Raw genomic sequence first — 22,279 nt, forward strand, 5'->3', positions numbered from 1 at the left:
GAGGAGAACACCATGCAATCGATCGAATCCAACGCGCTTGAGCCGACCCGCGCCGAGCTCTCAGCCATGAGCCTCGGCCAGAAGATCCAGCGCTTGCTGCCCGTCTATGGCCTCGTCATCCTGACGGTCTTCCTGATCCTGCTTTTCTCGATTCTGCTACCGCAGACATTCCCGACGATGCTCAATCTGCGTTCGATCATTTCGGACAAAACGATCATCGCCATCCTGTCGCTGGCCGCGATGATCCCGATGGCGGCGGGGCGCATCGATCTGACCATCGGCTACGGCATCGTGCTCTGGCATGTGCTGGCGATCAGCCTTCAGACGATGTTCGGCCTGCCCTGGCCGGTTGCGGTCCTGATCGTCATCGCGCTTGGCGCACTGACCGGCTTTCTGAACGGCCTGCTGGTGGAGATTGCCAAGATCGATAGCTTCATCGCAACGCTCGGCACGGGCACTGTTCTTTATGCAATCGCACTCTGGCATACCGGCGGCCGGCAGGTCGTGGGCATGCTGCCGCAAGGATTTTATGCGCTGAACGGCACGATGGTCTTCGGCCTGCCGATCACCGGCATCTATGTCCTGGCGCTTGCCTTCGTCATGTGGATCGTCCTCGAATATCTGCCGATCGGCCGCTATATCTACGCGATCGGCGCCAATCCAAAGGCTGCCGCGCTCAACGGCATTCCCGTCCGCCGCTTCGTCATCGGCGCCTTCGTTACCTCGGGAACACTTGCCGCCATTGCCGGCGTCCTCCTTGCCTCCAAGCTGCGCATTGGCCAGGCAAGCGTCGGGCTCGAATATCTTCTGCCTGCATTGGTCGGCGCATTCCTCGGATCGACCACCATCAAGCCCGGTCGCGTCAACGTCTGGGGCACGATGATCGGCGTCATCATTCTGGCAGTTGGTATTGCCGGCATCCAGCAGTTCGGCGGCTCCTTCTATGTCGAGCCTCTATTCAATGGCGTCACCCTGCTCGTCGCGATCGGTATTGCCGGTTACGCCCAGCGCCGCCGCAGCCATGCAGGACGCATGGCCCCCGCCCAGGCGCCGCAACTTTCCGCCAAGCCGGCGGAGAAATGAAGATCATCTGAAGTTCGAATGTTCAAAGGGAGGAGAAGACATGAACCGTAGAAAATTCCTGCAGGCCACGACAGCGATCCTGGTGCTATGCGCCGGCCAGGCCTATGCCGATCCGTTGGCGGATGCGAAGGCCGTCGTCGATAAATACGCAACCCCGGTCACCAAATGGGACGGCCCGACGACAGGTCCGAAAGCGCAGACCGGCAAGACCATCGTCGTGCTCGCGGGCGATCTCAAGAATGGCGGCATTCTCGGCGTGAGCAACGGTGTCGAGGAAGCGGCGAAGGCGATCGGCTGGGAGGTGAAGGTTCTCGATGGCGCGGGCTCCATCGGCGGCCGTACAGCGGCCTTCGGTCAGGCGATAGCGCTGCAGCCCGCCGGCATCATCATCGACGGCTTCGATGCCGTCGAACAGGCCCCTGCGCTGGAACAGGCGAAGGCCGCCAAAATCCCTCTGGTCGCCTGGCATGCCGGCCCGGTGATCGGCCCCGACGACAAGAACGGCCTCTTCGCCAATGTCAGCACCGACGCTATGGAAGTCTCGAAAGCAGCCGCCGACTGGGCATTCGTCGATGCCAAGGGCAAGCCGGGCGTCATCATCTTCACCGACTCCACCTATGCGATCGCTATCGCCAAGGCCGACAAAATGAAGCAGGAGATCGAGCGTCTGGGCGGCAAGGTTCTCGAATATGTCGATACGCCGATTGCCGAGACATCGCAGCGCATGCCGCAGCTCACGACATCCCTCCTTCAGAAATACGGTGACAGCTGGACGCATTCGCTTGCGATCAACGACCTTTATTTCGATTTCATGGGTCCATCGCTCGCCTCCGCCGGCAAGAGCGGCACCGATGCGCCGATCAATGTCGCTGCCGGCGATGGCTCGCAATCGGCCTATGAACGCATCCGCGCTGGTCAATTCCAGAAGGTTACGGTTGCCGAACCCCTTAATCTCCAGGGCTGGCAATTGGTCGATGAACTCAATCGTGCCTTCGCCGGTGAAAAATGGTCCGGCTATCTCTCACCGCTACACGTCGTGACGGCAGACAATATCCAATCCGATGGCGGCCCGAAGAACACCTTCGATCCGGACAACGGTTACAAGGACGAGTATAAGAAGATCTGGGGTAAATGATCCCAGGGACGGGACGTGGCCTGGCTTAATGGCCGGGCCACATCATTCGACAACAACACTAAGCTTGGCGGCTGCTATCGCGTGCAATCAGTTGCGGCAAGATCCTGACATCAGGAATCGACTGCGTGCCATCGAGAATATCCAGGATCAATTGTGCAGTCCGCTCGCCGATCTCACGCGCGAAGGCATTGATCGTCGTCAAAGTCGGCACGCAGACCTCGCCGATTTCATAATTGCCGAAACCACCGATGGAAAAGCGTTCCGGCACCGGAATCCCGAGCCGCCGACATTCGGTAAGTGCACCGTAGGCGGCAAGATCCGAGACGCAGACGACGGCTTCCGTATCGGGATAGAGCTCGATCAGTTTAGCCATGGCATTGGCACCCTCCCGCATCGAGATCGGCGGCGATCCGGCTGCAATCAGCCTGGAAGCATCGAGACCATACGCCTGCATCGCGGCGATGAAGCCAAGCCGGCGTTCGCTACCGCGTGAATCGCGCTGGACATCACCACCGATGAAGGCGATGCGGCGACAGCCGAGTGCGACGAAATGATCGACCATATCGCGCATGACGGCTCGGTTGGAAAAGCCGACATAATGGCCGATCGGATCGGTCGGGATATCCCAAGTCTCGATCACGGGGATTGCAACTGTCTGCAGAAGTTTACGCGCTCGCTGCGTATGCGTGCCGCCGGTCACGACGATCGCCTGCGGTCTGCGGCGGAGCAGCTGCTCAATCAGCCGCTCCTCCTCTTCGACATCGTAGTTCGTATAGCCAAGTAGGATCTGCATGTCCCGCTTGGATAAGGTGTCCGAGAGGCCGCCGACCGTATCCGCGAAGTTGGCATTGTTGATGGATGGAATGGTAACGGCGACAAAGCCGGACTTTTGCGAACGCAGGTTGGATGCTGTGCTGTCGAAGACATAGCCCAGCTCTTCCGCCGTTCGCAGGATCGCCTCGCGCGTCTCCGGACTGACCAGGCTATCGGCCTTGAAGGCACGCGACACGGTCATGGGAGAAACTCCCATGACGCGGGCTATGTCTGCCATAGTCGGCGTTTTGCGATCGTTACTCATCAATGGCCTATGTTATCGTTACCATCAGAGTAGTATGCCTCTTCCTAGAATAGCAAGAGGCGCTCTCAGCTATGCCGCCATGCGCGCAAGACAGTATGGGCGCCGTGCATCGGAAAGCGCCCGCGGATGGCGGTCTAGAGCTCAAACTCATGGGCGAGCGTCACATGATGATGGATGCGCCCCTCGAAAAAGCGCGAGAGAACCGCTTCCGTCGCAGCACGTGCCTCCGTGCGCACCGGACTTGCAAGCGCCTTCTCCACGGCGGCCATATCCGGATAGTTCACGGCCAAAATCATCGGGAACTCCGGGGCACCTTCATCTCGGGCCTCGGCAAAGGTAACCCGCACGTCGAGGGCACCCGGAAACTGCTTCCACTTCGGCAGAATGGTTTCCATGACAGCCGTTCGAAACGCCTCTGCCTCTCCGTCTTTGACCTTGCCTTCGAATAATGCGTATCGGGTAATCATCCGGCGATCTCCTTGTTCGGCCCTTTGAAGAATTCCATCAGCGCGGCCTGATCCTCACCGCCAAGCCCGGAAGCCGTCAGCATGCGGTGTATCTCGGCACAGACCGCCGTCAGCGGCATGGCGGTATTGGTCCTGCGAGCGAGATCCTGAGCGCCGTTCAGATCCTTGACCATGTTGTCGATGCGGCCGGTGCGGCGATAATCCTTGCTGACGTAGCGCGGCATATATTCCTGCAGGATGGCGCTGTCGGCCCGTCCGCCCTTCAGCGCCTGCGGGATTTTCGCAGCATCGACGCCGGCATCGAGCGCCAGTTGCGTTGCTTCGGCGACGGCGAGGAAATTCAATGCGCAAAGAACCTGATTGATGAGCTTCGTGGTCTGGCCCGCACCGACGGGACCCATATGCGTGTAGTTCGAGGCCACATGGCGCAGAACCTTATGTGCATCGGTGACATCCTGCTCGCTGCCGCCGGCCATCAGCGTCAATTGTCCGATCAGGGCCTTTGGCGCCCCACCGGATAGCGGGCTATCCACCCAGCGCAGCCTCTTTTCCGCAGCCTCTGCGGCTAGGGCCTTTGTCGCATCGGGGTCGATCGACGACATATCGATGATCAGCGTGCCCGGTTTAGCACCTGCGGCAACACCTTCAGGTCCGAAAACGGCGGCATGGACGATCTTCGGCGAATTGAGGCTGAGGATGACGAAATCGGAAACGGCAGCAGCGGTCGCCGCACTGGCGGCAGCCGTGGCGCCTTTTGCAGTCAGTGCCGCGACCTTCTCCTTGTCGAGATCGAAGACAGTGAGTTGGTTGCCCGTCTCCACCAGGCGAGCGCCGATCGCTCCGCCCATTGCACCGGCGCCGATCAGCGCCACCTTGCTGCTCATGATTGCGTCTCCTCCAAGGCAATTAAGATGGCCGCCACAACTTGATCCAGCGGCTGATCGATATCGACGGTGATCGCCTGCTCGTCGGCCCCCGGCGGCTCGAGCGCGGCAAATTGACTGGCGAGCAAAGCCGGCGGCATGAAGTGATCGCGCCTTGCCTGCATGCGTTTCAGAATGGTTTCCCTCGTACCGGCGAGATGAATGAAGGAGACCGGCGCGCCGACGACCTCGCGGATCCGGTCACGATAAATGCGCTTCAGCGCCGAACACCCAATCAGCGCGATCTCATTCGCCAAAGTCAGGCGCTGACCGATCTTGTCGAGCCAGGGCCATCGATCGGCATCCGTCAGAGGAATGCCGGCGCTCATCTTGGCGATGTTGGCCACGGGATGAAGATCATCACCATCGACATAAATGCCGCCAACGCGCGCTGCGAGTGCCGAGCCAACGGACGACTTGCCGCAGCCGCTGACGCCCATGATGACGAAGTGGCGCGGCAAAACGCCATCAGAGCGAAGCCGTGATGCCGCCGTCGACATAGAGCACATGACCGTTGACGAAAGAGGAGGCATCGGAAGCAAGGAAGATACAGGCGCCAACCAATTCTTCGACGCGACCCCACCGGCCGGCCGGCGTGCGCTTTTCGAGCCACGCGGAGAAATCGGCATCTGCAACGAGAGCTGCGTTCAACGGCGTATCGAAATAACCGGGCGCGATGGCGTTGCATTGCAGCCCATGCTTCGCCCAATCCGTCGCCATACCCTTCGTCAGATTGCCGACGGCGCCCTTGGTTGCCGTGTATGGCGCAATCGAGGGCCGCGCCAGCGCCGTCTGCACGCTTGCGATGTTGATGATCTTTCCGGCGCCGCGCTTGATCATATGACGGGCGACCGCCTGGCCAACATTGAAAACGCTCGAGATGTTCGTCCGCAGAAGCCGCTCGAAGGCGTCGGCGGGAAAATCCTCCAGCGGCGTGCGAAACTGCATGCCGGCATTGTTGACGAGAATATCGATCGCCCCCGTCTCGGCTTCGAACGCATCCACGGCTCGACGCGCGGCCTCGTGATCGGTGGCATCGAATGGCAGCACATGCACCTTGCCTGCAAAGTCTTCAGCCGCCTTGGCAAGCTTTTCCTTGTCGCGGCCGTTGAGCACCGGGTCGGCGCCAGCAGCCGCCAGGCCCTTGGCGAGCGCAAGCCCGATACCTTGGGAAGAACCCGTCACCAGGGCACGACGCCCTTTCAGATCGAAAAGACCAAGAGACATCGTTTCCTCCGTTTTTTATCTCGACATTGGTCGCCTCCCTTGTTTATGTTATCGATAACATTTGATGTCAAGGGAGGATGCGTGAGATGAACAAACCACCGATCCTGCAGATTGGCCCCTACCCGCAATGGGATCAAGAGCCGCTCGACGCAGCGTTCCAGGTTCATCGCTATTTCGAGGCTGCCGACAAGGACAAGTTGCTCGCCGAGGTCGGACCGTCGATCAGGGGTATTGCGACACGCGGCGAACTCGGTGCCAACCGCGCCATGATCGAGGCCTGTCCCAAACTGGAAGTCATTTCGGTCTATGGCGTTGGCTTCGATGCCGTCGACCTGCAGGCCTGCCGCGAGCGTGGCATTCGCGTCACCAACACCCCCGACGTCCTGACCAACGATGTCGCGGATTTGGGAATTGCGATGATGCTCTGCCTGTCGCGCGGCATGATCGGTGCGGAGACATGGGTGCGTGACGGCAGCTGGGCACAAAAGGGGCTTTATCCCCTCAAGCGCCGCGTCTGGGGGCGGCGTGCCGGCGTGCTCGGTCTTGGCCGCATCGGCTTCGAAGTCGCCAAACGCCTGAAGGGCTTCGACATGCAGATTGCCTATTCGGACGTCGAGGCGAAATCCTACGCCTCCGACATGACCTTCGTGGCCGATCCCGTCGAGCTCGCGACACAATCGGATTTCCTGTTCGTCACGCTCGCCGCTTCAGCGGCGACGCGGCATATTGTCGGTCATAAGGTGATCGAGGCGCTCGGCCCGGAAGGGATGTTGATCAACATCTCCCGCGCGTCCAATATAGACGAAGAGGCACTCCTTGACGCACTGGAGGCCGGCAAGCTCGGATCGGCAGCGCTCGACGTCTTCGAAGGCGAGCCGAAACTCAATCCGCGCTTCCTGGCGCTGAACAATGTGCTGCTGCAGCCTCACCATGCCTCCGGCACGGTCGAGACGCGCAAGGCCATGGGTAAGCTCGTGCGCGACAATCTCGCCGCTCATTTCGCCGGCCAGGCGCTGCCGACACCCGTTCTTTGAGGGAGAAAGACATGAAGGCCATCATCGCCCACGCCGCCAAGGATGTGCGTATCGAGGATTATCCGGAGGAAGAACCGGGTGCGGGAGAGGTCAAGCTGAAGCTCGCAACCGGCGGCGTCTGCGGCAGCGACCTGCACTACTACCATCACGGCGGCTTCGGCACCGTGCGCCTGAAGGAGCCGATGATCCTTGGGCACGAGGTCAGCGCGACCGTCACCGCGCTCGGCCCGGGCGTGCAAGGGCTCGAGATCGGTCAGCTCGTTGCCGTCTCCCCATCGCGCCCATGCCGGACTTGCCGCTACTGTCTGCAGGGATTGCCCAATCAATGCCTCAACATGCGCTTTTATGGCAGCGCCATGCCCTTCCCGCACATCCAGGGTGCGTTCCGCGAGACGCTGGTGGCCGATGCCATCCAATGCGTGCCGGCCGATGGTCTGACAGCGGGTGAAGCGGCCATGGCGGAACCTTTGGCCGTGACCTTGCATGCCACGCGGCGAGCGGGCGAGATGCTCGGCAAGCGCGTCCTCGTGACCGGCTGCGGTCCGATCGGCGTTCTCTCGATCCTGGCCGCACGCCGTGCCGGTGCCGTCGAGATCGTCGCAACCGATCTTTCGGATTTCACCTTGTCGCTTGCTAGGCAAGCGGGTGCCGACAGGGTCATCAATACAAAGAACGAGCCCGAAGCGCTTGCCGCCTATTCCGCGGACAAGGGCACTTTCGACGTGCTCTACGAATGCTCGGGCGCTGCCGCTGCCCTTGCCGGCGGCATTACCGCATTGAGGCCGCGGGGGATTATCGTACAGCTTGGTATCGGCGGCGACATGAGCTTGCCGATGCTGGCGATCACGGCCAAGGAACTGGAACTACGCGGCTCTTTCCGCTTTCATGAGGAGTTTGCCATTGGCGTCGATCTGATGCGCAAGCGTCTCATCGATGTGCGGCCGCTCATCACCCATACGGTACCGCTTGCCGACGCGATCAGCGCCTTCGAGATCGCTTCGGATCGAAGCCAAGCGATGAAGGCACAGATCGCCTTTACCTGAACCGAAACGGCGCGAAATCCACCGATCGAAAGCGAAAATGGATTTCGCGCTCACGTCCGGCCTAGTCGAGATCGGCGCCGATCGCTTTGAGCGCAGCGCGCGCAACCTGCTCGTCCTGCTCGCCTGACCCGGAACCAACGCCGATACCGCCGACAAGCGTGCCGCCGACACGGATGGGTAAGCCCCCGCGCAAACCCGTCATGCCGCCATGGGTCGCGATCGCCAGCGGCACTCGCGCATGCTCCGGCAGCGAATGGCTCGGCCCGCCGATGGAAGCAGCCGTCTGTGCCTTGGCAGTGGCGCTTTTCAGCGACTGAAAACGTGAACCGTGCATGCGGAAGGACCCCAGCGTCACGCCGGATTGATCGACGATGACGATGCATTGCGGCTGCCCCATCTGCGAAGCAGCCGAGATCGCAGCGGTCAACAACGTCATCACTCCTTCGTCGCTCAAGACACTCGACGTCAGAACATGGCTCATGCACTATCCTCCCGACTTGCGGACTCTATTGAATATGTTATCGATAACACATCGATCTCTCGATGTAACCTTATGGGAGGTATTGTTACAATGTCGTTCTTCGAGATCATGGACCCGGCCTTCGGGAAATTTGTTCTTGGCAATGCTCCCGTCAAGCAGATCGCCACCGGTTTCGACTGGGTGGAAGGGCCTGTCTGGTTCGGAGATCTGAACTGCCTGCTCTTCTCGGATATCCCGAATAACCGCATCATGCGCTGGATACCGGGGCTGGGCACCAGCATCTTTCGCGAACCCTCGAATTTTTCGAACGGCCATACGCGTGACCGGCAGGGCCGGCTCGTCAGCTGCGAGCATGGCGGCAGGCGTGTCACGCGAACGGAATATGACGGCTCCATCACGGTCATCGCCGATCGGTTCCAGGGCAAGCGCCTGAATTCACCCAACGATGTCATCGTCGCCTCTGACGGCGCCATCTGGTTCACCGATCCACACTACGGCATTGCGACGGACTACGAAGGATATAGGAGCGAGCAGGAGCTGCCCTGCAATGTTTATCGCGTCGATCCCGATGGCTCCATGCAGGCCGTCTTGACGGATTTCAACTGCCCGAACGGCCTCGCCTTCAGCCCTGACGAGAAGAAGCTTTATGTCGCCGATACCGGTCGTATGCATGGCAGCGATCCGCAGCATATCCGGGTCTTCAATGTCGGTGAAAACTGGCGGCTATCCGGCGGCGAAGTATTTCATGCGATTTCACCGGGCTGCGCCGACGGCATGCGCCTCGACAGCGATGGCAATCTCTGGTCGTCGGCCGCCGACGGTGTGCATTGCATCGCCCCCGACGGCCATCTCATGGGCAAGATCCTGGTGCCGGAAACGGTCTCCAACCTCTGCTTCGGCGGCCGCGGCAAGCACAAGCTGTTCATCACAGCGACGACCAGCGTTTATTCGATCTCGCTCAACCGAAGCGGCGCACTTTAACACCAGGGCTGGGACCGCATTACGAAACGATCCGTAAAGCGGCGCAGCAACAAGGACAGCCCTATCGAGGCTTCGGAAAAGCCAGCGATCCTGGATTGCTTGGAGACCGGTAGAGACGTTCAATACGGAAATGCTGCAGCGACAATCGCCGGGATCATCTGGCGATCGTCGCTGTCGGATGACGGAATATCAGCGCAGGTCGGCTTGCGATACGGAACGTATCGCCGCATGCGCAATCGACGCGAGATTGGCGGACAAGGCGCGTTCTTGCCTGCGTGCAGCATCCTGTAGCAAATCCGCCATCCGGGTTACGGATATGCGATCTGCGCGCATGACCTGGCGGATCAGCGGATCTTTAAGAACTTCGGCGATCGTCAAGTCCCTTTGGGTCATGGTTACCTCCTGTTCGTTAGCGCAGAAGATAGACCGCTTAATTAGCACTGCGATGTCAAAAGCCGGACAAAAACAAGGCAGTTCGTTCAATTTTGTTACAGATTAATCGCAAATCGAATGAAGGGACATATTCCCAAAATACAATAGGACCCTAGTTGTCGGCTAAGGAAGGGGTGATCAATTGCGATCAGCCTTAAGTGGGAGGGCCGTTTGCTCCGCGAACGCGCAACGTTTTTGCAATAAATTAGACCATAATTTTGCAACTTTTGCGTTTATAATCTCGCGGTGCTGCGGCTCTGTAGTGTAACACCAACGATCGGCCACGCGATGTACTCAGATCAGTCCACAGAAGACGAGCGTCTCATCTATCATGCAGATCTTCTCAGCCAGCTCTCCAATCCCAAGCGCCTGGAGGTCTGTATTCATCTTTCCGGCCATGAGGAAGATGTGAACAGCCTGGCCAAGAAGCTGGGAATATCGCAATCGGCGCTCAGCCAGCACCTGACCCGCCTGCATCATTCCGGTATCGTGAAAGTGCGCCGCCAGGCGCAGTTCAGATATTATACCTGCGATCATCCAGGCGTCCTGCAGATCCTGAAGACGCTTGCCGGGATTTTCGACGCCGAACTCAAACCGGCGAGACCGAAGACCGGCGACAATGACGATCACGACAAAAAACCATGACAAAGAGCCGATGCGGCTTTGCCGCCATCGGCCACCGAATGCAAATTTCGGATGCCGATGGATCGCGCAGGCATGCTATGGCCAATCGCAATTGCTCACACGCCGCGCCTGTTTCCCCAGATAATCACATGCAATTGCGGCAGCACCCTCGCTTCGAACCATCGGTCATCGCCGACCTTTTCCACGAGCCAGCGCATCCTTTCGACGATGCCGTCGATATCGACAAGCGCATCTTCTGCATCGGCTGGCGGCGGCGTGTGATTGCCGGGTTGCAGATAGACGGACAATTGGGGATAGCGAGCGGCCGCGTCCCGCGCATATTCATAGTCGAGATCGTCGAATATGACGATCTTCAAAGCGATTTGCGGTCCGTCGCCTGCCATGCGCAGACAGTCGTCGAAGGCGATCCAGTCCGTCGTCATGCCACTCGAAGGTGGCTTCGGGCTGAGCACCAGCACATCGAGTTCGGCAAACCACTCCTTGGCCAGGCTCCCTTGAGTCTCCAGCGCGAAGCGATATCCCTCCGCATGACCGCGTGCAATCAGCGGGCCGAGCGGCTGGATCGCGGGATTGCCGCCGGAAAGCGAGATCGTCAGCGGCTTGCCGCCGGAAAGCCTCTTCACCTCTTGCCAGATCTCATCGACCGGCATCGGCCGCCATTGGTCGCGATAGTCGCTGTCGACGGCATGCAGCGTATCGCACCAGGAGCAGCGATAATCGCAGCCACCGGTGCGCACGAAAATCGTCGGAAGACCGATCAGGATCCCCTCGCCCTGAATCGTCGGCCCGAAGATCTCGCTGACGCGGATGAGCGCGCCGCTCATGGCCGGTATTCCGCCCAGGTCTTCGGCGTCTCGCTGACCCGCACAGCGGATGCTTCCGGCAATCGTTCCTTGCACCAGTCGTAGAAATGCTTGGCGAGATATTCGGACGTGACGCGATCGTGTCCGAAGACATCGTTCAGATGACGATGATCGAAGGTTTCATCGATATAGCGCTTTAACGGCTGTAGCTCATGATAGTCTCGCACGAAGCCGTTCTGATCGAGTTCTGTTGCCGAAAGCTCCACCACGACGATGTAATTGTGCCCGTGCATGCGCGCGCACTGGTGATCATCGGGCAGATGCGAAAGCTGATGCGAGGCGGAGAAGTGGAATTCCTTGGTGATGCGGTACATCACTTCACCTCTTCGGCCGAAAAGCCCGATGTCGCAGCAATCCAGAAATCGGCATCCTCATATTCGGTCGGATCCTCAATGCCGGCGAGATGAAAGGCCTCGCGCCGCTCAACGCAGGTGCCGCAGCGGCCGCAATGACGTTTCCCGCCTTTGTAGCAGGACCAGGTTTCGGCAAAGGGGGTCTTGTGCCGGGCACCGTCGGCAACGATATCCGCCTTGGAAATCGTCACATAGGGCGCATAGAGCGAAACGCTGGCATAGCCGTCGAGCGCATGGTGCTGCATCTGCTGGAAGGCGTCTATGAAACCCGGGCGACAGTCGGGATAGATGAAATGATCGCCGCCATGAACCGCGACGGCAACAGCGTCCGCTTTTTGTGCAGCCGCAAGCCCGAAGGCGATCGCCAGCATGATCGCATTGCGGTTCGGCACGACCGTCGCCTTCATGGTTTCCTCGGCATAGTGCCCATCCGGCACCGCGACATCATCTGTCAGAGCCGATCCGGTCAAATGCTTGCCGATGGCGGTGATGTCGATGATCTCATGCGGCACGCCGAGACGCTTGGCGCAGGCTCTTGCGAATTCCAGCTCCTTGCGGTGCCTTTGACCGTAATCGAAGGAGACGAGGCCGATAAGCTGATATTCGGCTGCGACCTTATGGGCGAGCGAAACGGAGTCCAATCCGCCGGAGCAGATCACGATAGTCTTCATAATTCAGGATCCCTTGTTTTGACCGGGTGGGCTGCGACCGGATTTCATGGGCTCTTCAAAGCCACGGCCGGCTCACTAGCAGCAGAACCGGGAGGAAACAAGGCATTCCGCAACATTTCATGGCAACGCGCCGGCACCTGCCGGCGCGTCGAGGTTTTGTAAGGCCGTCAGCTGACCCCAGCAAACTTCCCGGAAATATTCAGATCTGGATAGTAACCCGCCGGCTTGCCACCGACCGTTTGGCCGCCCGTCAAGCTGCCCTGGATCTCCGATCCGAAGAAGGAATAGGGGAAAGTCGCCTGCAGGGCGCTGACCTCATCCAGGCGCCGCCGCAGTTCGTTCGGTATCGTAAACTCAAGGGCGCCGAGATTGTCCCTCAGTTGTTCCAGTTTCGTGGCACCGATGATGATCGAGGCGAGGCCAGGCTGGGTCATCGCCCAATTGACGGCCACCTGCGCCATGCTGCGGCCGAGCTCGGTCGCCACCTTCTCCAGCTCGGCAACAACAGCCCAGTTGCGCTCGTTGAATTTCTGGAAGCCTGGATTGGTCGTACCATGCACGGTTTCCAGCCGGCCGGCGGTCTGCCTCTCGCTGCTCGGCCGATATTTGCCGCTCAGCAGACCGCTCGCAAGCGGGCTCCAGGCCATGATACCGGCGCCGTAACGCGTTCCGAACGGCACAAATTCATTTTCGATGTTGCGTTCGACCAGCGAATATTCGAGCTGAAGTGCGGAGATCGGCTCGTAGCCGCGATGTTCGGCGACCGCCTGGGCTCTGCTGGCGTACCATGCCGGAACATCGGACAAACCAACATGCCGCACCTTGCCGGAGCGGACCAGGTCATCGAAGGTGCGCATCACCTCCTCTGGCGGCGTCAGGCGATCCCAGCAATGCATGAGATAGAGATCGATATAATCCGCGTTGAGCCGTTTCAACGACCCTTCGACGGCCCGCAGGATATTCTTGCGGCCATTGCCGGCCGCATTCGGCGTTTGTGCGGTAAGGTTCATGGTGAACTTGGTTGCGATGACGGCGTCGTCGCGCAAGCCGCGCTCGGCGATGAATTCACCGAGCCAAGCCTCAGACGTACCGCCCGTATAGGCATCGGCAGTGTCGAAGAAATTGCCGCCGGCGTCGACATAAGTATTGAAGATCGCCCGTGCCGTTTCCTTGTCTGCTCCCCAACCCCATTCCGTGCCGAAGGTCATGGTGCCAAGGGCGAGCCGTGTTACCTTCAAGCCGCTATTGCCCAGCGTATAAAATTCCATGCTCATCGCTCTGCTCCTCTTTGGCTAACCGGGCGTATCCACGACCGACCCGGCGATGCGTGATGCACCTAGAGTCGCTGTTTTCGAGCTATTCGATAAGATCATTTAATTTGCATGCATTATGCGATATCGTGCAGCAATGGATCGCGATCTGCTGCCACATCTGCCCATCGTCGCCGCCGTGGCCCGCCGCGGAGGGTTTGCCGCCGCCGCCAGCGAACTGGGCATGAGCGCATCGGCCGTTAGCCATGCCGTTCGGCTCGTGGAAGAACGGCTCGGCCAGCCCCTCTTTGCCCGCACGACGCGGAGTGTGGCGCTGACCGAGGCCGGCAAGAGCCTGATCGCCACCATCACCCCGGCGCTGCAGGACATTCACGACCGCATCGAGCGTATCAGGGCCGTCAAGGGCAGGCCAAGCGGACTGTTACGCATCAATGCATCCCGCATCAGCCTGCCGCTGGCAGTCACACGCGTGATCGCAGCGATGGCCGAACGCTATCCCGAAGTCGAAGTGGAAATCTTCTCCGATGAAAGGCTGACCGATATCGTCTCCGAGGGTTTCGACGCCGGCATCCGCGTCGGCGAAATGATCGCGCAGGACATGGTCGCCGTTCGCCTCACCCCTCCTTTCCGATCCATCGTCGTCGCTTCGCCTGGATATATCGGGCGTTTCGGGCGTCCAAACACGCTTGCGGAGCTCTCCAACCATAATTGTATCGGTTACCGCCTGATCCGCTCCGGCGGCCTTTATCAATGGGAATTCGTCGAGGATGGGCGGGATGTCGCGGTGACGGTGAATGGCCAGGCGATCGTCACCGAAGCACATTCGGCCATAGAGCTGGCCGTTGCAGGCGTGGGATTGGCCTATGTCTTCGAACCGCTGGTCAAGGCGGAGATCACATCCGGCAGGCTTGTCCACCTTCTAGGTGACTATGCGGTGACGGAAGCAGGCCTTTTTCTCTACTTTCCGCGTCGTGCCGAGCTGGCCCCGAAACTTAGGGCTTTCATCGACACGGTACGACAGATCAATCGTTGAGTCGCTCCTCGGCGGGCAAAAAGCGCCATTTGCTTCCCATCGACATGCTAACGAATGGTCAAATCGCGCAGCCATTGTACGAAATACGCACGAAATGCAGCGCTGGATCGCGATCCAGCTGAATCGCGATTGCCGTCTCTCACGGCACTCGGCAGTCATAGTTGGAAAGCTCCGCCAATGAGGGCATGCATGGGTTCGGGGCATTCGCCCTCGCCTCCTGTCGGTCGGATTGGCAGCCTCCCGGTCTGAAAGAGGAACTCGTGCAAGATATTTCGAAGAGAAAGCCGCCCAGCCCGATCGATATCGAAGTCGGCAAACGCATCCGCGCGCAACGGCGCCTGCTGGGTATGAGCCAATCGGCGCTTGCCGAAAAACTGGGCCTGACCTTTCAGCAGGTTCAGAAATACGAAAAAGGCGCCAACCGTGTCGGCGCAAGTCGCCTGCAACATGTTGCCGACTGTCTTGGCGTCCCGATCTCGCACTTCTTCGATAACGCAGCCTTCGACAACCCTGTTTCGACCGAGGAAGCAAGAGTGATCCGCAACGACCTCGTCGGTTTCATTTCGTCCGAAGAAGGTATTGAGCTCAACCGAGCCTTTGCAAAGATCAAGGATGTGAGGACCCGACAGAAGATCGTCGGCCTGCTCAAGTCGCTGGCGTTGACTTAAAGCAATTCCGGAATAAGTGCGCGGCGGCTTTCCGTCCGAATTTACGAAACAAAGTGATGGAGCGGTTTGATGATTCCGTGAAGCCCCAAACCGCTTCAGCCTTCATTGCCCCGACAATTCAATGCTTCGCCGTCAGCTTGTGATACGTGGCGTACGAATGACCTTCAGGAACAGGGCGTTCATAGCGTCCGAGATGCCTTGCGTCGGACTCACCTCGAAATAGAGGCCGGGTGAGGCGCAAGTCTGCAAATTGGTGCCGATCTGCGATTGAAAGGGTGCGATCCACTGGTTGTACCAAGGGTTTGTCGGCAGGGGAAAATAGGTCGTATAGAGGATAGCGATCTTGATGTTCTGGTTCTTCAAGGGCTGACAGAAGGTGGTGTCGAGCGGCTCCTGGCAACGCCCGCCCGTCGTCGGCTTGGTGCAGGTGTTTGGCTTCTTGCTGTCACCGACGCCGTCAGTGACAAGGAAGAGGACCTTCTGACGATCGGAAGTGGTTTTTCCGCTGCCGCCTGTTCCGATGATCGGCGCGAGCTGCGTCAGCATCGTATCGAAGCTCGTATCCTGGTCGTTGTTGTCGCCCTGTCCGTGAACGGTCATCAGGTCCACGTTCTTGCTGATGGTATCGCTGACCTGCTTCATATCGGATGACAGCGCCGATACGTTGGTCAAGCCAATTGTTGTAGTGTCAGCACCGAATGTATAGACCGCCATTCTGTACTGATCGGGTGTTACCCGGTTCGTCTTAGCAGTATCCGTAAGCGACTGTGTCGCCTGCCCGACAACAGCAATGCGGGTCTGGACGCCAAGGCTCTTTGCAAGATTGTAGTAATTGTTTGTATCGTTCTTGTCGTGGCACGCAAACGCGCAACTATCTCGCGTATGCGCCACCATCGTGTTGATATCGTTCAGCGTAGCACCGATCCCCATGGATGGCGTGTTGTCCAGCAACATGTAGAAATCCATGAAGTTCGCCGTCTGATACTGTGCGGATGCCGAACCGCTGACGGGAATGGATGTCTTGCCGATGACCTGACTGAGCGTCGTCGGTACGTTCGCCGAAAAATTGACCGTGGAAGAGACGATATTGCCGGTGCGGGTTACCCCGGCGCTGACACTGACCGGTATATTCTGAAGATCGCTGGACGCCTGGCCGTAGAAGAGCTTGTTGGCGTCGCCTTGACCGATCGTGACGGTGCCGTCGCTTGTCATCGCCATGGCAGCCGCAACCGCAGGAGATGAATCCGCGATTGCACCCACAGCAGCGGCGTCGGCGGCATTTTGCAATTCCGTTCTGACGAGCATCGCATTGGTAACATCGAGCGCCAGACCACCCACCGCGATCAACGGAACGGCAACCAGCGCCGTCGTGATTGCGAAATTCCCCGAACAGTCCGCAAACAGCATCCCTGATAGTTTGCGCAATGCGACAAACGATTGTGGATAGATCCTGAATCTCTTCACGAGCAAGCTCTCTGTAGCATAAGTTGTATTTTCAAAACATTCGCGAATCGAAAGTATTATTACTTTCAAATATACTTATTTATATTATCGAACGAAAATATTTAGATTCTCATAAGAGCAAACTTCTTATTTATACTGCAAAAATTGAGAGGAAATTTACCAAGAATACAGGATATAGTCGTCGATCCCGTGGTCGAATTGAATGAAGTTCGATACGGTACTCACACTCCGACGGCCTTAAATCGGGCATAAACCGAACATTTCATGAAGAAAGACGCATGATCCGCAATATATACGCGAGACAGGCACCATAAAAATAACGCAAAAATTGCAAATCTACCCGAAGTGTCTTTACCCGATTTTTAGTGTTTACCCGCGAAAGCAATCGCCATCGATTTCAGGTGCGGCAGCCGTCGTTGCAACTGTCTTCTTCGCCCTGATGGCTATGGTTGGGATCTTTACGTGCGCGTTCTTTCCTGCATCTTCACGGAACACAATCTGTGGCTCGTTCTTCTCGCCGCGTTCGTCTGCGTCAGTGGCGGCTGGATCACGCTCAATTTGCTCAAGCGAGCCGAAAGGACGCTCGAACTTCAGCGTGGCGGCTGGATCTTTCTGACGGCCGTGGCGGCTGGATCTTCGATCTGGTGCACGCATTTCATTGCCATGCTGGCCTACGAGGTCGGTGCGCCGGTCACCTTCGATCCGATCCTGACGATGGCCTCCTTTCTTTTGGCTGCCATCGGCTGTGCCGGCGGTTTTGCGATCGCCTTGTCGCGCGTGCCGCGCGTTGCACCGGAATTCGGCGGAGCCGTCGTCGGCCTTGCCATCACCACCATGCACTATACAGGCATGCTGGCCTATCACGTCGACGGGATCGTTGAGTGGAACCAGGGCTATGTTGTCGCCTCGGTCGCACTTTCGGTGATTTTTGCGGCGCTTGCGCTCAATCAGGCGGTGCGCCGGCCTTGGCAGCTCTCCCCGATCGCCGGCCTCGCTCTTTTCGTCATCGCCGTGGTTTCGCTTCACTTTACGGCAATGACCGCCGTATCGGTCACCCCGCTTGTAACCGGCGCAGCCATCGCTGACGCCTACGCACTGAAGGCCATGGCCGTTGCCGTGGCGGGCGGTGGGTTGCTTATCATCGGCACCGGCGTGGCAAGCTATATGATCGACGAGCGAGCCTCGCGCGAATCCATCGAAAAACTTCAGCATATGGCCCTCAACGACCTGCTGACGGGCCTGCCCAATCGCAGCAGCTTTGCCGACCATCTTCAACGCGAGATGGGACATGCCAGCGAAGACGGCGTGAAGCTTGCAGTCATCGGCATTGACCTCGATCGCTTCAAGGAAATCAACGACCTGCGGGGACACAAGGCTGGCGATCAGGCACTTAAGGCGATTGGACGCCGGCTGCTCCGCCTCGTCAGGGACGGCGAGTTCGTCGCACGCGTCGGTGGTGACGAGTTTGCCGCGGCCAAGCGCTTCCGGGAGCAGAGCGAACTGCTGGATTTCGTTGCCCGACTGGAGAAGGTCCTGTTCGAGCCCATCCGGATCGACGATTTCGAGACGGCGACAGGGGCCAGCATCGGCGTTGCCGTCTATCCGGACGATGGCGTCGACCAGGAGCGCCTCGTCAGCAATGCCGATCTCGCAATGTATCGCGCCAAGGCCGATATCGGCCGCGCAGTCTGCTTTTATGAATCCAAGATGGATGAAGCTGCCCGCGCCCGTCATACGCTGGCCCAGGACCTGCGCCGTGCTGTCGAACTGGATCAGCTCGATCTGCACTATCAGGTGCAGACCTCGGTTCGCACAGGGCAGATCTGCGGCTACGAGGTCCTCGTCCGCTGGCATCATCCCGAGCATGGTGCTGTGCCGCCTTCGGAATTCATTCCGATCGCCGAAGAAAGCGGCACGATCCTTATCATCGGCGAATGGGTTTTGCGCACGGCCTGCAAGGAGGCAGCGTCATGGGAGCAGCCCTACAAGATCGCCGTCAACCTATCACCCGTACAATTTGCTCATGCCGATCTCGCAAAACTCGTTCATGCGATCCTTATCGAAACCGGCCTTGCTCCGTCGCGGCTGGAGCTTGAGATTACCGAATCCACAATCATTGCCGACAAAACTCGTACTTTACATGTCCTGCGACAGATCCGGGCTCTTGGCGTGACCGTTGCCATCGACGATTTCGGAACAGGATATTCGTCGCTCGATACGCTTCGCTCCTTCCCCTTCGACAAAATCAAGCTCGATCGCTCCTTCATGAACGAAGTGGATCACAGCATTCAGGCAAAAGCGATCGTCCGCGCCGTGCTCACGCTCGGCAAGAGCCTGGATATCCCTGTTCTCGCGGAAGGCGTCGAGACCAACCATCAGCTTGAAATCCTCCGTGTCGAGGGTTGCGACGAGGCGCAAGGCTTCTTCCTCGGACGGCCGAAGCCCGTCGGGCAAATCTTTCAAGAGGAGACGTCCGTGGAGGACGATGAAGCATTGGCATTTTCCGGCCGGTTGCCGCCCTATCGCATGCGGCGTCGCTAGGACGTTCCTCACGCGTCAATGCAATATCTGCAGCAATTGCAGGGCGCAAACCGGTGCCCTCCTTTCATTCTTCGATTTTGTCAGCCGCATCCGTTCGCGATATCAGATCGAGCGATCCGAAACCTCGCCGATCCATTCGCTCGCGAGCTCGATTGCAACTGTGGAGCGGATATCGAGAGCATTGGCGCCCACGAGAAGCTCATAGCGACCGGCGATAGCTCGAAATGTTCCGGTCTGCTCGTCGAAATAGCTCAGATCGCGTGGGCGCACGACAAGCGAAGCCGTCCCCTGTTCACCGGGCTCAAGCCGAAGCTTGGCAAAGGCACGTAACTCCTTGTCCGGCCGCTCGACTGCCGAAGCAGGCGCGCGCACATAAAGCTGCACGAGTTCGGAACCGGTTCTGTCGCCGATATTGGTGACATCGACCATGATGGTGATGCCCTCCGCGCCCATCGTCGTTGCCGAAGCTTGCGCCTCGCCCCAGGAAAATCGCGTATAGCCAAGACCGAAGCCGAAGGGGAACAGGGGCTCGATATCGCGCGTATCGTGATGACGATATCCGACGAAAACGCCCTCAGCATAGCGCACATGCCCATCCTTGCCAGGATAGATCGACGCATCACCAACCATGGCGGAGTTATCCGACAAGCGCTTCGGGAAGGTCTGTGGCAGGCGCCCGCCGGGCTCGACATCGCCGAAGAGCACATCGGCAACGGCGTGGCCGAGTTCCTGGCCGGGATACCACATCTGCAACACGGCCCGAACCTTGTCGAGCCACGGCATCTCGATGGGGCCACCGGTCTGCAGCACGACAATCGTATTGGCATTAGCGGCCGCCACGCGGTCAATCAATTCCTCTTGCCGGCCCGGCAGATGCATGTCAGGCAGATCGAGTCCTTCCGTATCCCATTCGCCGTCGCGGCCGACAAAGAGCAGAACGACATCCGCATTCCTTGCCTTCTCAACGGCATCCAGCATGGCCTCTTCACCGAGCGGCTTCTCCACACCGAAGCGTACCGCCGTCAGATTGATCCCCTCCTCGGTCGTCGCGGAAGAGCAATACTCCACCGCCACCTTGTAGCTCTGTCCGGCTTCCAGATGGATGCCTTGCCGCTGCTCGACATTGGCCGTGCCGAAATAATTGTCGCCTCGGGCCCAGCCGTCATAGCCATTCACGACGAGCTTGTCGTCGACAAAGAGCCTGGCAAGGCCTGCATTCGTCATGCCGAATACATGCTCGCCGCTATCCGTCGGCACATAGGAGGCCGTCATGCGGGCGGAGAACTCATTGGGATCGAGTTCCGAGGACGGCAGGTCGAACCAGAAGAATTCGCCCTTGCTTGCCGTTTCGGTGGCGATCACCGGTCCTGCAAGATCGCGGCCCTTAAAATACTCTACCCGCATCTCACCGGAGAAGACATTGATAAGGCGATTGTTGCGGCAGCCGGGGGCATGGTGAATGCTGTTGGCATTCGATAGTGCCTGCCGGATGCCTTCCAATGGGCTGACCCTGTAGTGGGCGGCAATCTGGGCGCTGCCGCCGCCCATGACACGCGCTTCGGCAGCATTCGGCCCGATAACCGCCACATGCCCAAGCCCTGCCTTCTGCAGCGGCAGAATGCCGTCGTTCTTCAAGAGCACGGCACCCTCGGCTCCGAGCTCGCGGATCAACGCGCGGTCCCCAGGCAGATCGAGCGCGTGTTCGCTCAAATCGGGCACCTTCTCGAAGGCGCCGACACGCTCCAGCAACGTCAGAATGCGGCGGGCGGCTTCGCGCACCGTCTTCGGCTCAACCTCGCCATTGCGGACCGTCGCCACCAGCTTTTCGCCACGGTCGCGCGTCGGACCGGGCATTTCGAGATCGAGCCCGGCATTGATGGTCGCCGCCGTCGAATGCGAACCGAACCAGTCCGACATGACGATGCCGTCGAAACCCCACTCCTGTCGCAAAACTTTGGTCAGCAGCCAGGGATGCTCGCTCGTATAGGTGCCGTTCAGCCGGTTGTAGGAGGACATGACGGCCATGACGCCAGCCTTCTTCACAGCCTGCTCGAACGGCGGCAGATAGATTTCGCGAAGAGCGCGCTCGTCGATATCCGACGACATCGTCTGGCGCTCGATCTCGGATTCGTTGCCGGCGAAATGCTTGATCGTGGCCGCAATGCCCTGGCTTTGTACGCCCTGGATATAGGCGATGGCAAGCGCGGCCGTCAGCATCGGATCTTCAGAATAGCATTCGAAATTGCGGCCGTTGAGACCGGAGCGGTGAATATTGACCGTCGGCGCCAACAGCACCGAGGCGCCCTTGCTCTTGGCCTGACCGGCAAGTGCCACACCCATGCGCTCGACAAGAGCCGGATTCCATGTCGCGCCAAGGGCGATGGCGACGGGAAAGCAGGCGGCATTGACGCCCGCAACCAGCGAGCCGGCACCGCGGGCTCCGTTCGGCCCATCCGTAACCTTGATCTTCGGAACACCAAGGCGCTCGACCGGCACCGTGGTCCAGAAATCGGCGCCGGACAGCAGCGAAACCTGCTCTTCAAGCGTCATCCGGTCGAGAATATCGTCGATCATAAAGGCCTCCCGAGCAATTCGCTGGCTGTTCCATCGTCCATCCGCGATGGAGATTCGCATTTAAGACCAACAAATCATAAACACGCCAGATGTTCTTCCGATAGTGCGATATGTGAATGAAATTCCATATCTTTTTTTGCCGACATTCAGGTCGCAGCCGCTACGGAGCACGCTTCGCAACCGATCGGAAATCATAAGTTCGGCACAGGAATGGACGTCCCTGATTGCCGTACCGGTCAAAAGCGCCGGTTCGATAAAATGCGAATAATCTTTTTCCGAATAAATTTGACCGCGTCGGATTTCATGAGCCCA

At 58.9% G+C, this 22,279-nt stretch carries 22 protein-coding genes; 9 read left to right on the forward strand and 13 right to left on the reverse strand.

The genetic code is table 11. The features are described from left to right. Window positions 1–12: 12 nt before the first annotated feature. On the forward strand, window positions 13–1,083 hold the full coding sequence (locus FBZ99_RS18175; protein WP_069615586.1) for an ABC transporter permease: 1,071 nt from the start codon (window positions 13–15) through the stop codon (window positions 1,081–1,083). Window positions 1,084–1,123: 40 nt separating this feature from the next. Next, window positions 1,124–2,218: an ABC transporter substrate-binding protein gene (locus FBZ99_RS18180; RefSeq protein ID WP_113352411.1), complete on the forward strand. Its 1,095-nt coding sequence runs from the start codon at window positions 1,124–1,126 to the stop codon at window positions 2,216–2,218. Window positions 2,219–2,276: 58 nt separating this feature from the next. Here FBZ99_RS18180 and FBZ99_RS18185 read toward each other — a convergent pair whose 3' ends face one another. From FBZ99_RS18185 to FBZ99_RS18205, 5 genes are all read right to left on the reverse strand, one after another. Then, window positions 2,277–3,296, reverse strand: a complete 1,020-nt coding sequence (locus FBZ99_RS18185; RefSeq protein ID WP_113332780.1) for a LacI family DNA-binding transcriptional regulator — start codon at window positions 3,294–3,296, stop codon at window positions 2,277–2,279. Window positions 3,297–3,430: 134 nt separating this feature from the next. Further along, on the reverse strand, window positions 3,431–3,763 hold the full coding sequence (locus FBZ99_RS18190) for a hypothetical protein (RefSeq protein WP_095436432.1): 333 nt from the start codon (window positions 3,761–3,763) through the stop codon (window positions 3,431–3,433). After that, complete coding sequence (locus tag FBZ99_RS18195; protein ID WP_113352412.1) at window positions 3,760–4,647, reverse strand: NAD(P)-dependent oxidoreductase; 888 nt, start codon at window positions 4,645–4,647, stop codon at window positions 3,760–3,762. The genes FBZ99_RS18190 and FBZ99_RS18195 overlap by 4 nt, the downstream gene beginning before the upstream one ends. Then, on the reverse strand, window positions 4,644–5,186 hold the full coding sequence (locus tag FBZ99_RS18200) for a gluconokinase (protein WP_113352413.1): 543 nt from the start codon (window positions 5,184–5,186) through the stop codon (window positions 4,644–4,646). Before FBZ99_RS18200 ends, FBZ99_RS18195 begins: the two co-directional genes overlap by 4 nt. Next, a complete protein-coding gene (locus tag FBZ99_RS18205; RefSeq protein WP_113352414.1) occupies window positions 5,155–5,913 on the reverse strand; it encodes an SDR family oxidoreductase in 759 nt (252 codons plus the stop codon). Before FBZ99_RS18205 ends, FBZ99_RS18200 begins: the two co-directional genes overlap by 32 nt. Before the next feature lie 86 nt (window positions 5,914–5,999). Between FBZ99_RS18205 and FBZ99_RS18210 the strand changes: the two genes are divergently transcribed. Together FBZ99_RS18210 and FBZ99_RS18215 are read left to right on the forward strand one after the other, a co-directional pair. Then, complete coding sequence (locus tag FBZ99_RS18210) at window positions 6,000–6,947, forward strand: 2-hydroxyacid dehydrogenase (RefSeq protein WP_113352415.1); 948 nt, start codon at window positions 6,000–6,002, stop codon at window positions 6,945–6,947. Between the two features lie 11 nt (window positions 6,948–6,958). Then, window positions 6,959–7,990: an L-idonate 5-dehydrogenase gene (locus tag FBZ99_RS18215; protein WP_113352416.1), complete on the forward strand. Its 1,032-nt coding sequence runs from the start codon at window positions 6,959–6,961 to the stop codon at window positions 7,988–7,990. Window positions 7,991–8,051: 61 nt separating this feature from the next. Here the strand turns inward: FBZ99_RS18215 and FBZ99_RS18220 are convergent, their stop codons facing one another. Next, window positions 8,052–8,471, reverse strand: a complete 420-nt coding sequence (locus FBZ99_RS18220; RefSeq protein ID WP_113352417.1) for a GlcG/HbpS family heme-binding protein — start codon at window positions 8,469–8,471, stop codon at window positions 8,052–8,054. 90 nt (window positions 8,472–8,561) lie between these two features. Between FBZ99_RS18220 and FBZ99_RS18225 the strand changes: the two genes are divergently transcribed. Then, a complete protein-coding gene (locus FBZ99_RS18225) occupies window positions 8,562–9,452 on the forward strand; it encodes an SMP-30/gluconolactonase/LRE family protein (protein ID WP_113352418.1) in 891 nt (296 codons plus the stop codon). A 189-nt stretch (window positions 9,453–9,641) separates the two neighbouring features. Here the strand turns inward: FBZ99_RS18225 and FBZ99_RS18230 are convergent, their stop codons facing one another. Continuing rightward, the gene (locus tag FBZ99_RS18230; protein WP_113352419.1) at window positions 9,642–9,845 is read right to left on the reverse strand and encodes a hypothetical protein; all 204 of its coding nucleotides are present in this window, start codon (window positions 9,843–9,845) and stop codon (window positions 9,642–9,644) included. A gap of 327 nt (window positions 9,846–10,172) precedes the next feature. Here FBZ99_RS18230 and nrcR point away from each other — a divergent pair, with 327 nt between their 5' ends. Next, window positions 10,173–10,529 carry a transcriptional regulator NrcR gene (gene nrcR / locus FBZ99_RS18235; RefSeq protein ID WP_113332789.1) on the forward strand — a complete coding sequence of 119 codons (357 nt, stop codon included), beginning with the start codon at window positions 10,173–10,175 and terminating at the stop codon, window positions 10,527–10,529. Between the two features lie 95 nt (window positions 10,530–10,624). Here the strand turns inward: nrcR and queE are convergent, their stop codons facing one another. From queE to FBZ99_RS18255, 4 genes are all read right to left on the reverse strand, one after another. After that, window positions 10,625–11,353, reverse strand: a complete 729-nt coding sequence (queE, locus tag FBZ99_RS18240; RefSeq protein ID WP_113352420.1) for a 7-carboxy-7-deazaguanine synthase QueE — start codon at window positions 11,351–11,353, stop codon at window positions 10,625–10,627. Beyond that, the gene (queD, locus tag FBZ99_RS18245) at window positions 11,350–11,706 is read right to left on the reverse strand and encodes a 6-carboxytetrahydropterin synthase QueD (protein ID WP_113332791.1); all 357 of its coding nucleotides are present in this window, start codon (window positions 11,704–11,706) and stop codon (window positions 11,350–11,352) included. The genes queE and queD overlap by 4 nt, the downstream gene beginning before the upstream one ends. Further along, window positions 11,706–12,416 (reverse strand): 7-cyano-7-deazaguanine synthase QueC, encoded by a 711-nt coding sequence (gene queC, locus FBZ99_RS18250; RefSeq protein WP_113352421.1) that lies wholly within the window; start codon window positions 12,414–12,416, stop codon window positions 11,706–11,708. The genes queD and queC overlap by 1 nt, the downstream gene beginning before the upstream one ends. Before the next feature lie 167 nt (window positions 12,417–12,583). Next, window positions 12,584–13,690 carry an aldo/keto reductase gene (locus tag FBZ99_RS18255; protein ID WP_113352422.1) on the reverse strand — a complete coding sequence of 369 codons (1,107 nt, stop codon included), beginning with the start codon at window positions 13,688–13,690 and terminating at the stop codon, window positions 12,584–12,586. A 133-nt stretch (window positions 13,691–13,823) separates the two neighbouring features. On the opposite strand from FBZ99_RS18255, the gene FBZ99_RS18260 reads away from it, so the two are divergent. Then, window positions 13,824–14,720, forward strand: coding sequence for a LysR family transcriptional regulator (locus tag FBZ99_RS18260; RefSeq protein ID WP_113352423.1), 897 nt, complete (start codon window positions 13,824–13,826; stop codon window positions 14,718–14,720). 260 nt (window positions 14,721–14,980) lie between these two features. Continuing rightward, entirely contained in the window at window positions 14,981–15,388 is a 408-nt protein-coding gene (locus FBZ99_RS18265) for a helix-turn-helix domain-containing protein (RefSeq protein ID WP_113352489.1), read from the forward strand. Between the two features lie 132 nt (window positions 15,389–15,520). On the opposite strand, the gene FBZ99_RS18270 is transcribed toward FBZ99_RS18265, so the two are convergent. Beyond that, the gene (locus tag FBZ99_RS18270) at window positions 15,521–16,795 is read right to left on the reverse strand and encodes a TadE/TadG family type IV pilus assembly protein (protein WP_113352424.1); all 1,275 of its coding nucleotides are present in this window, start codon (window positions 16,793–16,795) and stop codon (window positions 15,521–15,523) included. Window positions 16,796–17,314: 519 nt separating this feature from the next. Here FBZ99_RS18270 and FBZ99_RS18275 point away from each other — a divergent pair. Further along, entirely contained in the window at window positions 17,315–19,393 is a 2,079-nt protein-coding gene (locus FBZ99_RS18275) for a putative bifunctional diguanylate cyclase/phosphodiesterase (RefSeq protein ID WP_145634159.1), read from the forward strand. Between the two features lie 102 nt (window positions 19,394–19,495). Here FBZ99_RS18275 and FBZ99_RS18280 read toward each other — a convergent pair whose 3' ends face one another. Beyond that, window positions 19,496–21,967 carry a glycoside hydrolase family 3 C-terminal domain-containing protein gene (locus FBZ99_RS18280; protein WP_145634161.1) on the reverse strand — a complete coding sequence of 824 codons (2,472 nt, stop codon included), beginning with the start codon at window positions 21,965–21,967 and terminating at the stop codon, window positions 19,496–19,498. Window positions 21,968–22,279: the final 312 nt, after the last annotated feature.

The sequence above is a fragment of the Rhizobium sp. ERR 1071 genome (assembly GCF_007828675.1).
GTDB classification, from domain to species: Bacteria; Pseudomonadota; Alphaproteobacteria; order Rhizobiales; family Rhizobiaceae; genus Rhizobium; species Rhizobium dioscoreae.

Excerpts from the sequence above, each read along its gene's own strand:
- FBZ99_RS18200 (WP_113352413.1), bottom strand. The coding sequence starts at position 5,186 with ATGTCGACGGCGGCATCACGGCTTCGCTCTGATGGCGTTTTGCCGCGC.
- queD (WP_113332791.1), bottom strand. The coding sequence starts at position 11,706 with ATGTACCGCATCACCAAGGAATTCCACTTCTCCGCCTCGCATCAGCTT.
- FBZ99_RS18210 (WP_113352415.1), top strand. The coding sequence starts at position 6,000 with ATGAACAAACCACCGATCCTGCAGATTGGCCCCTACCCGCAATGGGAT.
- FBZ99_RS18185 (WP_113332780.1), bottom strand. The coding sequence starts at position 3,296 with ATGAGTAACGATCGCAAAACGCCGACTATGGCAGACATAGCCCGCGTC.
- FBZ99_RS18270 (WP_113352424.1), bottom strand. The coding sequence starts at position 16,795 with ATGCTGTTTGCGGACTGTTCGGGGAATTTCGCAATCACGACGGCGCTG.
- FBZ99_RS18280 (WP_145634161.1), bottom strand. The coding sequence starts at position 21,967 with ATGATCGACGATATTCTCGACCGGATGACGCTTGAAGAGCAGGTTTCG.
- FBZ99_RS18190 (WP_095436432.1), bottom strand. The coding sequence starts at position 3,763 with ATGATTACCCGATACGCATTATTCGAAGGCAAGGTCAAAGACGGAGAG.
- queE (WP_113352420.1), bottom strand. The coding sequence starts at position 11,353 with ATGAGCGGCGCGCTCATCCGCGTCAGCGAGATCTTCGGGCCGACGATT.
- FBZ99_RS18205 (WP_113352414.1), bottom strand. The coding sequence starts at position 5,913 with ATGTCTCTTGGTCTTTTCGATCTGAAAGGGCGTCGTGCCCTGGTGACG.
- FBZ99_RS18255 (WP_113352422.1), bottom strand. The coding sequence starts at position 13,690 with ATGAGCATGGAATTTTATACGCTGGGCAATAGCGGCTTGAAGGTAACA.
- nrcR (WP_113332789.1), top strand. The coding sequence starts at position 10,173 with ATGTACTCAGATCAGTCCACAGAAGACGAGCGTCTCATCTATCATGCA.
- queC (WP_113352421.1), bottom strand. The coding sequence starts at position 12,416 with ATGAAGACTATCGTGATCTGCTCCGGCGGATTGGACTCCGTTTCGCTC.
- FBZ99_RS18180 (WP_113352411.1), top strand. The coding sequence starts at position 1,124 with ATGAACCGTAGAAAATTCCTGCAGGCCACGACAGCGATCCTGGTGCTA.
- FBZ99_RS18215 (WP_113352416.1), top strand. The coding sequence starts at position 6,959 with ATGAAGGCCATCATCGCCCACGCCGCCAAGGATGTGCGTATCGAGGAT.
- FBZ99_RS18195 (WP_113352412.1), bottom strand. The coding sequence starts at position 4,647 with ATGAGCAGCAAGGTGGCGCTGATCGGCGCCGGTGCAATGGGCGGAGCG.
- FBZ99_RS18225 (WP_113352418.1), top strand. The coding sequence starts at position 8,562 with ATGTCGTTCTTCGAGATCATGGACCCGGCCTTCGGGAAATTTGTTCTT.
- FBZ99_RS18220 (WP_113352417.1), bottom strand. The coding sequence starts at position 8,471 with ATGAGCCATGTTCTGACGTCGAGTGTCTTGAGCGACGAAGGAGTGATG.
- FBZ99_RS18175 (WP_069615586.1), top strand. The coding sequence starts at position 13 with ATGCAATCGATCGAATCCAACGCGCTTGAGCCGACCCGCGCCGAGCTC.
- FBZ99_RS18260 (WP_113352423.1), top strand. The coding sequence starts at position 13,824 with ATGGATCGCGATCTGCTGCCACATCTGCCCATCGTCGCCGCCGTGGCC.
- FBZ99_RS18230 (WP_113352419.1), bottom strand. The coding sequence starts at position 9,845 with ATGACCCAAAGGGACTTGACGATCGCCGAAGTTCTTAAAGATCCGCTG.